Source organism: Propioniciclava flava (assembly GCF_004126535.1).
Lineage (GTDB): Bacteria > Actinomycetota > Actinomycetes > Propionibacteriales > Propionibacteriaceae > Propioniciclava > Propioniciclava flava.
In genome coordinates, this window is the sequence record NZ_PPCV01000001.1 from 38,745 (window position 1) to 53,718 (window position 14,974).

Below are 14,974 nucleotides of genomic sequence, written 5' to 3' on the forward strand. Positions count from 1 at the left end.
GAGGAGCCGTGAGCCCCGTGAGTGCTGGTCGGATCCTGGTAGTCGATGATGACACCGCCCTGGCCGAGATGCTGCAGATCGTCTTGCAGGCGTCCGGCTTCGACACGCACTGGGTAGGCCGCGGAGACGAAGCCCTGACGGAGTTCCGCCGGACTAAGCCCGACCTGGTCTTGCTGGACTTGATGCTGCCCGGGCGCGACGGCGTCGACGTGTGCCGAGACCTGCGCGCAGAGTCGAATGTGCCCATCGTCATGCTGACGGCCAAGTCAGACACCCTCGACGTCGTCGCCGGCTTGGAGGCGGGCGCTGACGACTACGTACCCAAACCGTTCAAGACTCAAGAACTGCTGGCGCGCGTCAAGACCCGCCTTCGCCGCAGCGCCCGCCCCGACGAGGACCCCTCCAGCCTGAAGATCGGCGACATCATCATCGACGTGGACGCCCACACGGTGCATCGAGGCGAGGAGCCCATCTCCTTGACGCCGCTGGAGTTCGACCTGTTGCTGGCCCTGGCCCGCAAACCGCGCCAGGCCTTCACCCGGGAACTCCTGCTTCAGGAAGTCTGGGGCTACCGGCACCCGGGAGACACCCGCCTGGTCAACGTCCACGTGCAACGGCTGCGCAGCAAGATCGAAGCCGACCCGGAGCATCCCGAGATCATCGTGACGGTCCGGGGCATTGGCTACCGCGCAGGGACACCGGCCTCGCCGTGAGCCGACTGCGCTGGCTCCTGGGCGCACCACAACGGTGGTGGTCTCGATCGCTGTCCATCCGCGTCGTCACCAGCAGTGTGGCGGCGGCCCTCCTTGTCTTCGGGGCTACCGGGTGGCTGCTCGTCAGCACCTCGTCGCGAGGCATCCTTGAGGCCAAATCTCGCCAATCGGTTTCAGAAGCTTCCGCCGTCCTCGAAAGCATGCAAGGGGGGCTGCGCGACGCCGACCTGCGGACGTCCTCGGTCAATGAGCGCCTCACCGAACTGGGGCGCGGCGCCGCCAACCGCGGCAGCGTCGGCAACCAATACGAGGTGGTCATCAGCGGCCCCGTCTCCGACATCACCTCGGCAGGCGTCTCCGTTGCGTCCGTGCCCGACTCCATTCGGGCCGCCGTACGCGACGGCGGACAAGACCTCTACACCACCCCGACCGCGGTGGTGTTCACCGACGGACGCGAAACCAAGCCCGGCCTCGTCGTCGGCGGTGCGCTCATGGCATCGGGAAGCGGACGCTACCCGGTGTACTTCATCTTCAGCATGGAACAAGAACAGCAGACCCTCGCTGTCGTCCAGCAGTCCTCCCTCGCTGCGGCCGTCGTCTTCGTCCCCCTCATTACCGCGATCATGTATCTCATCTCGCTCCAGGCCCTGCGTCCCATCCGGGGTGCGCGCGAGGCGTCAGAACGGATCGCCGCCGGAAACCTCGACGAACGCATGACGATCAGCGGAACCGACGACCTGGCCGGCCTGGGGCGCTCGATGAACCACATGGCCGACGAACTGGGGCGCAAAATCCAGCAGTTGGAGAACCTCTCCTTGGTGCAGCGTCAGTTCGTGTCCGACGTGAGCCATGAACTCCGCACCCCCCTCACCACCGTCCGCATGGCCGATGACCTGCTCCACGACGCCAGAGCCACGTTCGATCCGGTCACGGCACGCGCTGCCGAACTGCTCCACCGTGAACTCGACCGGTTCGAGTCGCTGCTGACCGAACTCCTGGAGATCAGCCGGTTCGATGCGGGGGCCGCCGAACTCATGATCGACGAGGTGGACATGGTCGACCTCGTCACCACCGAGGTCCGGGCACAAGACGCCCTGGCGGACTCCTATCGGACGACCGTCGTCTTGGACGTGCCCGCCCAAGCACGCATCAAAGCCGACCCGCGCCGGGTTCGCCGCATCATCAGCAACCTGGTGTCGAACGCCATCGAGCACGGGGAAGGCAACGATGTCGTGGTCACCGTCCGCATGGGCGACGACGCCGTCGCCGTCACAGTGCGCGACCACGGCGTCGGATTCTCCGCCGTCCAAGCCCATCAAGTGTTCCAGCGCTTCTGGCGCGCAGACCCCTCCCGTCAGCGGACCGTGGGTGGCTCTGGGCTAGGGCTGTCCATCGCCCTGGAAGACGCCCAACTGCACGGTGGCTGGCTGAACGCCTGGGGCCGGGTAGGGCGCGGCGCCCAGTTCCGGTTGACCCTGCCGCTGGCCCCCGGCGAACCCCTGTCCGGTTCGCCCCTGTCGGCGGTCCCCAAGGACGTGGAGGGCTCATGGCCAAGAAGCTGACCGCACTGCTGGTGGGCGCCTGTCTGCTGTTGACCGGATGCAGCGGCGTCCCCACGTCTGGCCCCGTCGAACGCGTCTCCGCCGACCCTGGGCACGTGAACTCCGGCGTGGAGATCGCACCCGCCCCGCCCGGGCCCAACGCGACGCCCGTCGAGGTGGTCGAGGGATTCCTGCATGCCCAGGCGTCCTGGCAACCGCAGTACGCCGTCGCCCGCGCCTACCTCACGACGGAGGCCGCCCAGCGCTGGCGTCCTGAGGCAGGCGTCCGGGTCTACGCCGAGGGGAACCCGGTGGTCGCGACCGACACGACCGCCACCCTCCGGGCGCCTTTGGTAGGGACGGTCGACGCCACAGGCGCCTACTGGCAGTCCACCGGCACCGTGGACCAAGACTTCGGGCTCGTCAAGAACGCGGAGGGGCGGTGGCGCATCAGCACGCCACCCGAGGGATTGACCATCTCCGAGTACCTGTTCGCCAGCGCCTTCTCCCGCGTCACGCCCTACTTCTTCGAACCAGGGGGACGCTGGCTGGTGCCCGACCCGCGCTATTACCCCCGCGGCTCCCAAGCCTATGAAGGGGCCGTGCAGGCGGTGCTAGAAGGCCCCACCGACTGGTTGAAACCCGCTGTGCGCCCCACAGACGTGAGCGCCAGCCTCAGCCATGTGTCCGTGTCCTCGACCGGCATGGCCGCCATCACGCTACGGGGTGCCGGGGCACCGCCCGCCGCGGCTGCCCGCACCACGTTGCTGACGCAACTCACCCGAACCTTCGCCCAGTTCGAAACCGTGACGGCCATCGAGGTGACGTGGGAAGGGGAACCCGAACCGTGGACGCTGCCACCCTACGGGCGCACCATTCCCGTGTCCGCCTTTCCTGATGCCGATCCCGCACCGCGGCAAGGCAGTCGACAACTCTTCGCCGTCACCGACGGCGTCTTGGTGCGCGCCATGGAGGGGGGTGGCGGCAACGCCAACCTCGTCGTCGCCCCCGGCATCACCGGAGCGGTCACCGCAGCGGTACGTTCTGACGCCGTGTCGGCGGCCGCCGTGACGCAGGATCGTACGACGCTCGTCGTCGCGCCCCTGTCGGAGAATGCGTCCCGCACGGTCGCGACCGGCATCGGCCTGCGACGCCCTGACTTCGACCGACAAGGCTTCTTGTGGGTCAACGACGACCAAGGACACTGGTCGCTCCAGATCGCGGACAACACGTGGGTGCAACTCGACACGTCAGCGCTGGGGGAGGGGAAGATTGAGACGTTTCGGATCGCGCCCGATGGCATACGGGTAGCGATCATCATCACCCGCCCCTCGGGGCAACATGTGCTGGGCGTCGCCCGCATCGACCGGGGCGAGGGGGTCGCGGTCCGGGCGTGGCGTGAGCTGAGCGTCGCGACGTCCCAGGCGACGCCCACGTCGGTGATCGATGTCGGATGGAGAACACCCGACTCGCTGCTCGCCCTCGTCGGCGAGGGGCGGACGACCGGGGTGTTCGCGATCGCCCAAGACGGCTCGAGTGTCGCTGCGATCGGGCCCACCGCGGTCGTGGACGCCGAGCAACTCGCTGTAGCGCCGGGGGTGCCTCCCATGGTGCGCACGGCGGGAGGCGACGTGTGGCGCTACAACAGCGACTTCCGGTGGTCGTTGCACCTGTCGGGTGCCTCGAGCGTCCTGTACCCGGGCTGACGCCCCGGGCCTAACGTCTCGACGTGAGACCCGGGATACACGAACAACTGTCCTCGGTGACGGAAGCTGCCGCCTGCCTGCTGTGGGGATCGGTGTGCCCGGGGTGCGGGCAACCCGCCGCACGGCTGTGCCGTGGTTGCGCACAGGCTTGGGCACACGCCGCTCCACGCGACGTTGCCGGTGAGTTGGGTGGCGGCGCGCCACAGGGCGTGGCGGTGTGGGCGGCCACCACCTACGCGGAACCGTGGCGCGAGTGCCTGGTGTCGTTCAAGGAGCGGGGCGCCTGGTGGCTGGCACAACCCCTGGGAGAGGTGTTGGCCTTGACGATCGCGCACGCTGCCCCCGCTCTCGCGTCGGGCGTGTACCTGGTCTCGGTTCCCTCAGCTCCGCGCGCCATCAGGGAGCGGGGGTGGGACACCACCCGGGGTTTGGCACGAGCCGCCGCTGTGACGCTGCAGGGCGTCGGGGTGCAGGTGGGTGTGGGGGCGAGGCTACGCCACGCCCGTGGGGTGCGCGACCAGGCTGGCTTGGGGGCACAGCGGCGTTCGCAGAACCTGGCCGGCGCCTTCGTGGCAGCAGGGGACTGGCACGGGCGCCGGGTCGTGGTGGTGGATGACCTCGTGACCACCGGGGCCTCGATCAGGGAGGCGGTACGTGCGCTGCGCGCCGCGCGTGCGTCCGTTTTGGGATGTGCCGCGCTGGCCGCCACACCGCGCCGAAGCGGTGGCTGAGCGCCCGGGGCAGGCCGAGTCGCCCGTCACGAGGGAGCGAACTCAACGCCACTCGACGCGGCTGGCGTCCGAGGAGGTCGACGGGGGAACGCGCAAGGGCCGGGATCTCAGGAGAGACCCCGGCCCTTGCGGTACGTCTGTGGCTAGATGGCCGCGACGCCCAACTCTCCGGTGCGGACCCGGACGACCGTGTCGACCGGGGTGACCCAGACCTTCCCATCCCCGACCTGGCCGGTACGGGCCGCGTCGGCGATGATCGTGAGCAACGACTCCGCTTCGGAGTCCTCACACAAGATCTCGAGCTTGACCTTCAAGATGAAGTCCACCGTGATGGCCTCGCCGCGGTACATCTCGCGATGCCCACGCTGGCGGGCGTACCCGGAGACCTCCGAGACGGTCATCCCCTTCACCCCATAGCGGATGAGTGCGCGCTGCACATCGTCGAGGCTGACGGGCTGGATGATGGCTGTGACGAGCTTCACTTCGTCGCCTCCTTGACGAGTTCGGATTCAGGTAGTTCGGCCGGATCGACCAGCAGGCTGCGTCGGACGCCTCCCAGGGCCGAGTAGTAGACCGGGGAGAGGTCGTAGCCGACCTCAGAGTGCTCGGCGATGTCGATCCCGCCGAGTTCGACGGCGGTGCTGACGCGGAAGCCGATGGTCTTCTTGATCGCGTAACCGATCAGCAAGGTCACCACGAAGGAGTACACCAGCACGATGATGGCGCCGGCGAACTGGCGCAGCAGTTGGTCGAAGCCGCCGCCATAGAACAGGCCAGCGACACCGGCGGGGGAGCCCGGGTCAGCGAGGAACCCGATCAGCAGGGTGCCGACCACGCCACCCACCAGGTGGACGCCCACCACGTCGAGCGAATCGTCGTAGCCGAGCTTGTTCTTCAAGCCGATGGCGTAGGAGCAAGCGACACCGGCGATGACACCGATGGCCACGGCGCCCAGGGGGCTCACCGAGCCAGCGGCAGGCGTGATGCCCACCAGGCCGGCGACGAGGCCAGAGGCTGCGCCCAGCGAGGTCGGGTGGCCGTAGCGGATCTTCTCCACCGCGAGCCAGGCGAGCATGGCTGCGGCGGTTGCGGCGAGCGTGTTGACCCAGGCCACCGCAGCGGTGGTGTTGGCGCCCAACGCTGAGCCGGCGTTGAACCCGAACCAGCCGAACCACAGCAGGGCCGCACCGAGCATCACGAGGGTCATGTTGTGCGGACGCATCGGGCGGACGCCGAACTCGAGCCGCTTACCGACCACGATGGCCAAGGCCAGGGCTGCCGCGCCTGCGTTGATGTGGATCGCCGTGCCGCCGGCGAAGTCGATCGCCTTGATGCTGTTGGCGATGAAGCCACCGAACTCAGCGGTGGTTCCGTCGAAGGCGAAAACCCAGTGGGCTGCCGGGAAGTAGACCAACGTGGCCCACAAGACGGTGAACACCACCCAGCCGCTGAAGGTCGCGCGGTCGGCGATCGCGCCCGACACGAGCGCCACCGCGATGATGGCGAAGCAGGCCTGGAAGGCCACGAAGGCCAAAGCCGGGACGGTGCCGACGACGGCGTCCTCGCTCATCAAGCTGGACAAGCCGGCGAAGTCGAGGGGGTTGCCCACGACCCCGCCGATGCTGTTGCCGAAGGCCATCGAGTAGCCGTAGAGGACCCACAGGACACCGACGGTGCCCATGGTGACGAAGTTCATCATGAGCATGTTCAGCACGCCTTTGGCGCGGACCATGCCCCCGTAGAAGAACGCGAGACCGGGGGTCATCAACAGCACGAGAGCCGCGCTGGTCAGGACCCAGGCGGTATCGCCCGCACTGATTTCGTATGTCATGGAGATGAGATTCGCGGACCAGTGTTGCGTCACGATGAGCGCCATGTTCCAGGAGTGTTAACCGAGGTTACGGTCATGTTGTCGGCGCGATGGGGTGCCGTGGCGTGTGCGGCTCACGACGTGGGTGAGACGAGCTCGCCCGACCACGTGAATGTGACAGCTGTACGCGCTAGGGTCTGCGCAAGGCTCCTGATCGGGAACCGGGGAGAACGCTCTCCAGCCCGCATGAGGTGCCCCCTGCAAACCCGAACTAGGAGGTTGACATGGACGTCATCGTCACCGGCCGTCGGTGCACTATCTCGGAGGATTTCCGAGGCAAGGCAACCGAGCGCATCCAAGGGATCGAACGGTTCCGCGACCGAGTGCAACGGGTCGAGGTGCAGGTATCCGCCACGCAGACCAAGCAACCCGACCAGGCGATGCGTGTCGAGATCACCCTCATCGGAAAGGGGCCGGTCATCCGGTCCGAGGCGTCCGCCGATGACAAGTACGTCGCCTTCGAGCACGCGCTGGACAAGATGAAGTCGCAACTGCGCAAGGCAGCCGACCGTCGCAAGGTGCACCGCGGGCTGCGGCTCGCCGAGACGCTGGAGACCCCGCTCCCGGCACCTGAGGGTGCGCCCGCCAAGGAGGCCGTGGAGGTGCGCCGCGTCGCGGGCCTGGAAGTCACCGGCGACGGTCCCCTGGTCGTGCGCGAGAAGGTGTTCTCGACGTCGCCGCTCACGTTGGCCCAGGCCCTGGACGAGATGGAACTGGTCGGCCACGACTTCTTCTTGTACGTTGATGCCGAGACATCCGCCCCGAGCGTCGTCTACCGCCGTAAGGCCTACGACTATGGCGTGATCCACCTGGACGTCACGCCGCGATGATCACCCGTGTCGGCCGGGCATCGGAGTGCTTCTGATGCCCGGCCGACTCACGCTCGCGGCGGCCCGGCGCATCGCGCTGGCGGCCCAAGGGGTCGGTCGACCGAGGCCCTCGGTGGTGACGATGCGTCACCTGCAGACCGAGATCGATCGCGTGGCGCAATTCCAGATCGATTCGGTCAATGTGGCCGTGCGTGCCCACTACATGCCGCTCTTCACGCGGCTGGGCGCCTACGACGTCGACCTGCTTCGACGCGCCAGCGAGACGAGCCCGCGACGAGTGTTTGAGTACTGGGGTCATGCCGCGAGCCTGATCGACGCCCGCCTGTATCCGGCCCTGCGCTGGCGCATGGAACGCCTGAAGAGCAGACCAGGGCGTCAGGCCCAGCAGATCATGGCGGAGCGGCCCCAGTTGCGGTCACAGATTCTCGCGCACACGGACGCCCACGGTCCGGTGACGCCGCGAGCCCTCAGTGGCGACGAGGTGCGCGGGCAGCGGCACTGGGGGTGGAACTGGTCGCAGGCCAAACACGTCTTGGAGTACCTCTTCGACATCGGCGAGGTGGCTGTCGAGGGGCGCACGACCGCCTTCGAACGCCTCTATGACCGCAGCGAACGCGTCCTGCCGCGCGCCCTTCATGCGGCGTCCGGGCTTCAGGATCGCGAGGCGCACGACCTCTTGGTTGGCCGGGCGGCCCGTGCGCTGGGCGTGGCCGACCTGGAAGCGCTGAGCGCCTACTTTTACCTCAAGAAGGATGCGGTGCGGGCTGCGATCGCGCGCTTGGAGGCCCGGGGAGAACTGGAACCCGTCAGCATCGCGGGTGTCAACGATCCGCACTGGCTGTGGCATGAGGCACGGCGTCCCCGTTCGTGGGAAGCTGCGGCGTTGGTGAGTCCCTTCGACTCGCTGGTTTTCGAGCGGGAACGACTGGAGAAGCTCTTTGGGACGCGCTACCGCATTGAGATCTACCTTCCCGCACAGCAGCGACGCTACGGGTATTACGTCTACCTGTTCTTTGCCGGCGACGCTCCCGCAGCGCGGGTGGACCTCAAGGCGGATCGCGCTGCTGGCGTCCTGCGCGTGCGCTCAGCCTGGCTGGAGCCTGGGTCGAACGGCGAACCCACCGCGCGAATGCTGGCGCACGAACTGGTGGCGATGGCGGGATGGCTGGGCCTGGGGAGTGTGCAGGTGGAGCCCGTCGGCACGCTGTCGTCAGCCCTGGCGAAGTGCCTTTGACCATTCCCGAGCAGGCAACCCCTACGATGGACAAGGGACGCCGAGCCACGGCGTCCGCGACATGACGACGGAAAGCGCGGAAACGTGGGGCTGTTCGACAAGCTGATGCACCTGGGTGAGGGACGCACCATCAAGCGCCTCGAGGGGATCGCCAAGCAGGTGAATCTCATCGAACCCGACTTCGAGGCGATGGACGACGAGGAACTGCGCGGCCAAACGGCCGGGTTCCGCGTACGACTCGACAACGGTGAGGATCTCGACAAGCTGCTGCCCGAGGCCTTCGCGACCGTCCGAGAGACGGCCAAGCGCGTCTTGGGCAAGCGACACTATGACGTGCAGATCATGGGCGGGGCCGCCCTGCATCAGGCCACCATCGCCGAGATGAAAACCGGTGAAGGAAAGACCCTGGTCGCGACGCTTCCCAGCTACCTCAATGCGCTGACCGGTAAGGGTGTGCACGTCGTCACCGTCAACGACTACCTCGCCAAGTACCAGTCGGATCAGATGGGGCGCATCCATCACTTCCTCGGCCTGGAGACCGGCGTCATCCTTCAGCACATGACGCCCGCTGAGCGGCGCGTCGCCTACGGGGCCGACATCACGTACGGGACCAACAACGAGTTCGGCTTCGACTTCCTGCGCGACAACATGGCGTTGTCCCTGGAGGATTGCGTGCAGCGGGGTCACCACTACGCGATCGTGGACGAAGTCGACTCGATCCTGGTGGACGAGGCGCGCACGCCCCTGATCATTTCGGGCCCGGCGGAGGACAACCATCGTTGGTACCCGGTCTTTGCTCGCCTGGTCACCAAGATGATCCGCGACACGCACTACGAGGTCGACGAGAAGAAGAAGACCGTCTCCGTCCTGGAACCCGGCATCGCATTGGTGGAAGACCGTCTTGGCATCGAGAACCTCTACGAGTCGGCCAACACTCCACTGATCAGCTACCTGAACAATGCGGTCCGCGCCAAGGAACTGTTCAAGCGCGACAAGGACTACATGGTGACCGGCGAGGGCGAGGTCGTCATCGTCGACGAGTTCACCGGCCGGACGCTGGCCGGACGCCGGTACTCCGAGGGTCTGCACCAGGCGTTGGAGGCCAAGGAGAACGTGCAGATCAAGGAAGAGTTCCAGACGCTGGCCACGATCACGTTGCAGAACTACTTCCGCATGTACGACAAGCTCTCCGGGATGACCGGTACCGCCAAGACGGAGGAGAGCGAGTTCCAAAAGATCTATGGGCTGGCCGTCTTGCCGATCGCCACCAACAAGCCGATGATCCGCGCGGACCAGCCTGACCTCATCTATCGGACCGAGGGCGCCAAGTTCGACGCCATCGTGGACGATGTCGTGCAGCGTCACGAGGCGGGGCAGCCCGTGCTGTTGGGTACGGCTTCGGTTGCCAAGTCCGAACTGTTGAGCCAGCGCCTCACCCGTGCCGGAGTCAAGCACGAGGTGCTGAACGCGAAGAACCACGCCCGTGAGGCCGCGATCATCGCCGAGGCCGGGCGCAAGGCGGCCGTCACGGTCGCCACCAACATGGCCGGTCGTGGTACCGACATCATCCTGGGCGGCAACGCGGAGTTCCTCGCCGATGCCCAGGTGCGCGCGCAGGGGTTTGACCCGCAAGAAACCCCCGCCGAATACGAGGCGGCCTGGTCGCGGGTGTATCCCGAACTGGAGGAAGAGACCGAACTGGAGCACGCCGACATCGTCGAGTTGGGCGGGCTGTACGTCGTCGGTTCGGAGCGCCACGAGAGCCGGCGCATCGACAACCAGTTGCGTGGTCGCTCCGGCCGCCAGGGAGATCCGGGCGAGTCGCGGTTCTACCTGTCGCTGGAGGACGACCTCATGCGGTTGTTCAAGGCAGACCTCATCGACCGCGTGCTCACCATCTTGAACGTCCCCGACGACGTTCCGATCGAGAACAAGCAGGTGACCAACTCCGTGGCCAGCGCGCAGGAGATGGTCGAGAGCCAGAACTTCGAGATGCGCAAGAACGTCTTGAAGTACGACGACGTCATGAACCGCCAGCGCCACACCATCTACGGGGACCGCCGCCGCGTGCTGGAGGGCGAGAACGTCGATGGGCAACTGCGCTCTGCCACGGCCCGCGTCGTGGAGCAAGTCGTCCGGCAGCACACCGAGGGATTCAGCGAGGATTGGGATCTCGAGGCGTTGTGGGCGCAACTCAAGACGCTGTACCCGGTCGGGCTCGACATCGCCGACTATGAAGAGACCCAGCTCACCGCCGATGAACTCGTCGCCGATTTCGTCGCTGACGCCGATGCCGCCTACGACGCACGAGAAGAGGCGCTGGGGGCCGAGGTGATGCGTGAGGTCGAACGCCGCATCGTCTTGACGGTGCTGGATCGCAAGTGGCGCGAGCACCTCTACGAGATGGACTACCTGCGCGAAGGCATCGGCCTGCGCGCCATGGCCCAGCGCGATCCGCTGGTGGAGTACCAGCGCGAGGGCGGGGACATGTTCAACGCCATGATGGACGCCTTCTTGGAGGAGTCGATCGGGTTCTTGTTCAATCTCGAAGTCCAGACCCAAACGGGCCCGCAAGTCGGCGTCGTCACGGACGCGTCCGGCGCTCCGGAGGACATTCCTCGGCGAGCGTTGACGTACTCCGGGCCCAGCGATGACGGGGGCGTCGAGGTGGACAAGCAGGACGAGGCGCCTCAAGCGACCCCGGGCCGAAGCGCGCAGCAGCCTGCCAACCGGGCCGCTCGCCGAGCCAAGAAGCGTCGCTGACGCGTCATCGACGGGGGTGGCGTTCGCCGGGCGGCGCCACCTCGAGGGCCACGGCCCGCCACCTGGCCTGGTGATACTCCAAACGGACCGCCACAGCCCACAGGCCGTTGCGAGAGCCCAGTTGGATCGCCGATTCAATGACACCGGGGCGGGGGCTTTGCCACCGGACGCCGCGCACGCGGGCATCCCTCGACACGGCACCCAAGCCGTGCAGGACGGCGGCCGACCGTGCACCCAGCACCGGCACCAGTTGCGCGGGGGCGCGACGCCCCGTGATCGCCTCGGTGACGAGCCGGGCGAAGCGGGCAGCGATCTGCCCAAGCGCCGGATCGGGGACCTCGTGGGTGATGGCTGAGGGAACTTGCGACACGAGGGCCGCGTCGTGCCCCGCCGCACCTGGTGCCGACACGTCGATCAGGTGGCGCGGAACGCTGAGCCGGGTGAGTGGGGGGCGGGTACTCATGCGGGCAGTCTGGTGCGGTGGAGAGCAGCCGAGCCAGCGATCGGCTGCGCCTGTGTGGAAGCTGACGTGCCATGCTGGTCCCATGCTTGTCTTCGTGCCCCTCGACCCGGCAGGGCTTGCGCAGTGGGCGCAGTCGGGCATCCGCGACGTGACGGGGTTCGCCGCGACGCCGTCCTTCCTGGACACCTTCGACCTTCCGGTGGCCGATTCCGAGGACGCGGATCTCACCTTGCTGGAGCTAGCAGGCATCGAAGGACTGCTGCGTCACGGCCGTCGGCTGGTGGCCGTGGGACAGTTCGCGGCAGACGGCATCGAGCCGGCCGAGTTCGGAGCCGTGGCCGCCGACGGCGTTTCCTGGGAGTCCATCGAGAGCCTTTTCGCCGATAACCCGGTCGGGGCACAGGCGGCCACCGCTGTGCACGCGATCCTGCCTGAGAGCACGCTCGAGGCGGCGTGGGAGGACGAGGCGGTCACCGACCTCCTGCGTACAACGGAACTGCTGTGGCATGGCCCATCCGAATGGGAAGGCCTGGTCTGATCGGTGCGGCTACGGCGTCACCAACGCGAGGCGCTGGACGCCATCGCTGCCAGCGAGGATCAGCGTCATTGGATCGTCCTGCCCCCGGGCGCCGGGAAGACGCTCGTGGGCGTCTCGGCGGCCCTGAGGTGGGGGAGACCCGTCGTCGTGTTCGGCCCCAACCTGGCCATCGTCGAGCAATGGCGTCAGGCGTGGGAAGACGTCGCCGGCGGGCCAACAAGCTCCGACCGGACGCTGCCGACCCGATTCACCGCCTTGACGTATCAGTCGTTGGCCGTGTTCGACGCAGAATCCGACGCCGTGCAGGGCACCGCGCGGCTGCACCCCAACGGCATCGCGCTGGTGGAGCGGCTCCGTGAGGCCGGCCCGATCACCCTGATCCTCGACGAGTGCCATCATCTGCTTCAAGTGTGGGGCGCCCTCCTCGACGACATCGTCTGCGGTTTGCCCGACGCACAGGTTCTCGCGCTGACCGCCACCCCACCCGCGCTGCTGACGCCGGTCCAGGCGCAGCGGGTCGGTCGGTTGTTTGGGTCCATCACCTATCAGGCGGGCATACCCGCGCTGGTCGCCGAGGGTGACCTGGCCCCCTTCGCCGAGTTGGCCTGGTTCACGACCCCGACAGCCCCGGAGTCCGCATGGCTGGACGCACGGGCGCTGCGCGCCAGCGAACTGGTCACCGAACTGCTGCGCACCGATGGCGCAGGCATTCCCCTCCTCACCTGGCTGGCGCTGCATGACGGGCGCGACCTGCCTCGCGAGACGGCGGATGCGGCGGTGCGGTTGGCGTTGGCCGGGCATCTCGATCTTCCCGAACACGCCCACGTGGCGGAGCGGCACCGGCGTCCGCCTACCCTGGAGGACTGGCTGCTCCTGGCCTCGGGTTGGCTCATGGCGTTGCGTGAAGGCACGGAGCCGGAGCGGGAACGCGCTCGTCGCCTGGGTGGCCTGCTGCCGGGTGTGGGGTTCCGGCTGACCCGCCACGGCATCGTCGCAGGTCAGCCGCTCGTTGACCGTGTGCTGTCCCGTAGTGCAGCGAAGACGCTGGCGGCGGCTGAGATCGTGGCCCAGACGCTGGCCGAGGATCCTGACGCTCGCCTCCTTGTCCTGACCGACCATGCGTCCGCGGCTGCCTTGCCCGCAGATGTGGACGGTGTCCTCGCCCCCGAATCCGGGTCGGTCCGCTGGCTGCTGGAGACATTCGTCGCCGACCCCAGGATCGCGGGGGCGCGACCGGTGGGCGTGACCGGGAGCAGCATCGGGGCGCAGGCAGAGGTTATGGCACACCTGTTGCCCGGGCTCACCGGAACGAGCGCAGGATCGGAGGTCGTGGTGATCGAGGGCACCTCCGCGGGCTGGCTCCGGGCGGCGACACGCGCACTGGAGTCCGGGTGGACCCGTGTCCTCATCGGGACTCGGGGCCTCCTGGGGGAGGGCTGGGATGCGCGATCGGTCACCGGCGTCATCGATCTGACATCGGCGACCACATCGACCGCGATCGTGCAGACCCGGGGGCGGTCCCTGCGCACGGATCCAGCACGCCCGGACAAGGTCGCCGTCAATTGGACCGTTACCTGTGTGGCCTCCGAGCGTCCCCAAGGCGACGCGGACTATCGCAGGCTGGTACGCAAGCATGCGGGCTGGTTCTCGGTGGACGAGTACGGGGACGTCGTGGAGGGCCCTGCCCACCTGGACTCGACGCTGGGCCCGGACCTGCCGCCACAATCCCTGCCGAACCTCAACGCGCGTGCCCTGTCGCGTTCAGCGGATGCCGAGGGGATCCGCGCGGCGTGGGCGCGAGTCTCGCCCGACCGGGTGAACGCGGTGGCCACCCTCAGGGTTTCTGGGCGGCGTGCGCCGCACCCGTTGCCCGTCCTCACGCCCGTGGGGACCCGCACGGTCCCCCTCAGCGTGCTCGTGGTGGGGGTCGTTGCTGCGGTGGTGGGTGGCCTGGCGGGCGGGTCGCTGTGGCCAGCGGCCCTCGTCGTGACGACGATCTGCGCGGTGCTCGCGGGGATACTGACGCGTCGACGGGCGGTCGCGATGCGCGCGAAGGCGGTGGCTGGACCATCGCTGCGCGACTTCGGCGCGGCCGTTGCCGATGCGCTGCAGGAACGAGGTCTCTCGCCCCGTGGCGCCGAGGGGGTGACGGTGTCGGTGGCCGCCGACGGTGAGACACGCATCCGCCTGGACGTGCCACCCGGCATCGACGATGACGCCGCAGCGTCGCAGGTCTTCGCTGAGGCCCTCGACGAGGTGTTGGGAGTCATCGAGCACCCTCGCTACCTCGTTTCACGGCCTGGCTGGGAGGATCGTGCGCCGCGATGGTACGAAAGCGGGTCGCCGCGGCCTGACACCGAGATCTGGCATCAGGTTCCCGCCGTGCTGGGGGTGAACAGGGCCTGTGTGGACGCGTTTCTCGCGTCCTGGCATCGCCATGTGGGGCCCGGCGAGGTGCTGTTCACGGGATCGCCCGAGGGAGCGGGAGCGCTGCGTGCACTGCGCTGGTCTTCGCCGTTCGGCGACGCCGCAGGTCTGACGGTGCGACACCGGACGCAGTGGTGAGCCTTGTGCCGGGTTACAGC

At 67.8% G+C, this 14,974-nt stretch carries 12 protein-coding genes; 9 read left to right on the forward strand and 3 right to left on the reverse strand.

The window, feature by feature from the left end:
* Window positions 1-8: 8 nt before the first annotated feature.
* The 4 genes from mtrA to C1706_RS00230 are packed head-to-tail and all read left to right on the forward strand — an operon-like array spanning window position 9 to window position 4,691.
* Window positions 9-713 carry an MtrAB system response regulator MtrA gene (gene mtrA / locus C1706_RS00215; protein ID WP_284690538.1) on the forward strand — a complete coding sequence of 235 codons (705 nt, stop codon included), beginning with the start codon at window positions 9-11 and terminating at the stop codon, window positions 711-713.
* A complete protein-coding gene (gene mtrB, locus C1706_RS00220; RefSeq protein ID WP_206660913.1) occupies window positions 710-2,275 on the forward strand; it encodes an MtrAB system histidine kinase MtrB in 1,566 nt (521 codons plus the stop codon). Before mtrA ends, mtrB begins: the two co-directional genes overlap by 4 nt.
* Window positions 2,260-3,960 (forward strand): LpqB family beta-propeller domain-containing protein, encoded by a 1,701-nt coding sequence (locus C1706_RS00225; protein WP_129457201.1) that lies wholly within the window; start codon window positions 2,260-2,262, stop codon window positions 3,958-3,960. The genes mtrB and C1706_RS00225 overlap by 16 nt, the downstream gene beginning before the upstream one ends.
* A 23-nt stretch (window positions 3,961-3,983) precedes the next feature.
* A complete protein-coding gene (locus C1706_RS00230) occupies window positions 3,984-4,691 on the forward strand; it encodes a ComF family protein (protein ID WP_129457202.1) in 708 nt (235 codons plus the stop codon).
* A 143-nt stretch (window positions 4,692-4,834) separates the two neighbouring features.
* On the opposite strand, the gene C1706_RS00235 is transcribed toward C1706_RS00230, so the two are convergent.
* Together C1706_RS00235 and C1706_RS00240 are read right to left on the reverse strand one after the other, a co-directional pair.
* Window positions 4,835-5,173: a P-II family nitrogen regulator gene (locus tag C1706_RS00235; RefSeq protein ID WP_129457203.1), complete on the reverse strand. Its 339-nt coding sequence runs from the start codon at window positions 5,171-5,173 to the stop codon at window positions 4,835-4,837.
* Window positions 5,170-6,567: an ammonium transporter gene (locus tag C1706_RS00240; RefSeq protein ID WP_241653350.1), complete on the reverse strand. Its 1,398-nt coding sequence runs from the start codon at window positions 6,565-6,567 to the stop codon at window positions 5,170-5,172. The genes C1706_RS00235 and C1706_RS00240 overlap by 4 nt, the downstream gene beginning before the upstream one ends.
* Window positions 6,568-6,785: 218 nt before the next feature.
* Between C1706_RS00240 and hpf the strand changes: the two genes are divergently transcribed.
* The 3 genes from hpf (at window position 6,786) to secA (ending at window position 11,388) form a co-directional block, all read left to right on the forward strand.
* Window positions 6,786-7,391 (forward strand): ribosome hibernation-promoting factor, HPF/YfiA family, encoded by a 606-nt coding sequence (hpf, locus tag C1706_RS00245; RefSeq protein WP_129457204.1) that lies wholly within the window; start codon window positions 6,786-6,788, stop codon window positions 7,389-7,391.
* Window positions 7,392-7,425: 34 nt separating this feature from the next.
* Complete coding sequence (locus C1706_RS00250) at window positions 7,426-8,625, forward strand: winged helix-turn-helix domain-containing protein (RefSeq protein WP_129457205.1); 1,200 nt, start codon at window positions 7,426-7,428, stop codon at window positions 8,623-8,625.
* Between the two features lie 105 nt (window positions 8,626-8,730).
* Window positions 8,731-11,388, forward strand: coding sequence for a preprotein translocase subunit SecA (gene secA / locus C1706_RS00255; protein WP_129457650.1), 2,658 nt, complete (start codon window positions 8,731-8,733; stop codon window positions 11,386-11,388).
* A 4-nt stretch (window positions 11,389-11,392) separates the two neighbouring features.
* Here the strand turns inward: secA and C1706_RS00260 are convergent, their stop codons facing one another.
* Complete coding sequence (locus tag C1706_RS00260; protein WP_129457206.1) at window positions 11,393-11,851, reverse strand: Rv3235 family protein; 459 nt, start codon at window positions 11,849-11,851, stop codon at window positions 11,393-11,395.
* 82 nt (window positions 11,852-11,933) lie between these two features.
* Here C1706_RS00260 and C1706_RS00265 point away from each other — a divergent pair, with 82 nt between their 5' ends.
* Window positions 11,934-12,389 carry a DUF6912 family protein gene (locus tag C1706_RS00265; RefSeq protein WP_129457207.1) on the forward strand — a complete coding sequence of 152 codons (456 nt, stop codon included), beginning with the start codon at window positions 11,934-11,936 and terminating at the stop codon, window positions 12,387-12,389.
* 3 nt (window positions 12,390-12,392) lie between these two features.
* A complete protein-coding gene (locus tag C1706_RS00270; RefSeq protein ID WP_129457208.1) occupies window positions 12,393-14,954 on the forward strand; it encodes a DEAD/DEAH box helicase in 2,562 nt (853 codons plus the stop codon).
* Window positions 14,955-14,974: the final 20 nt, after the last annotated feature.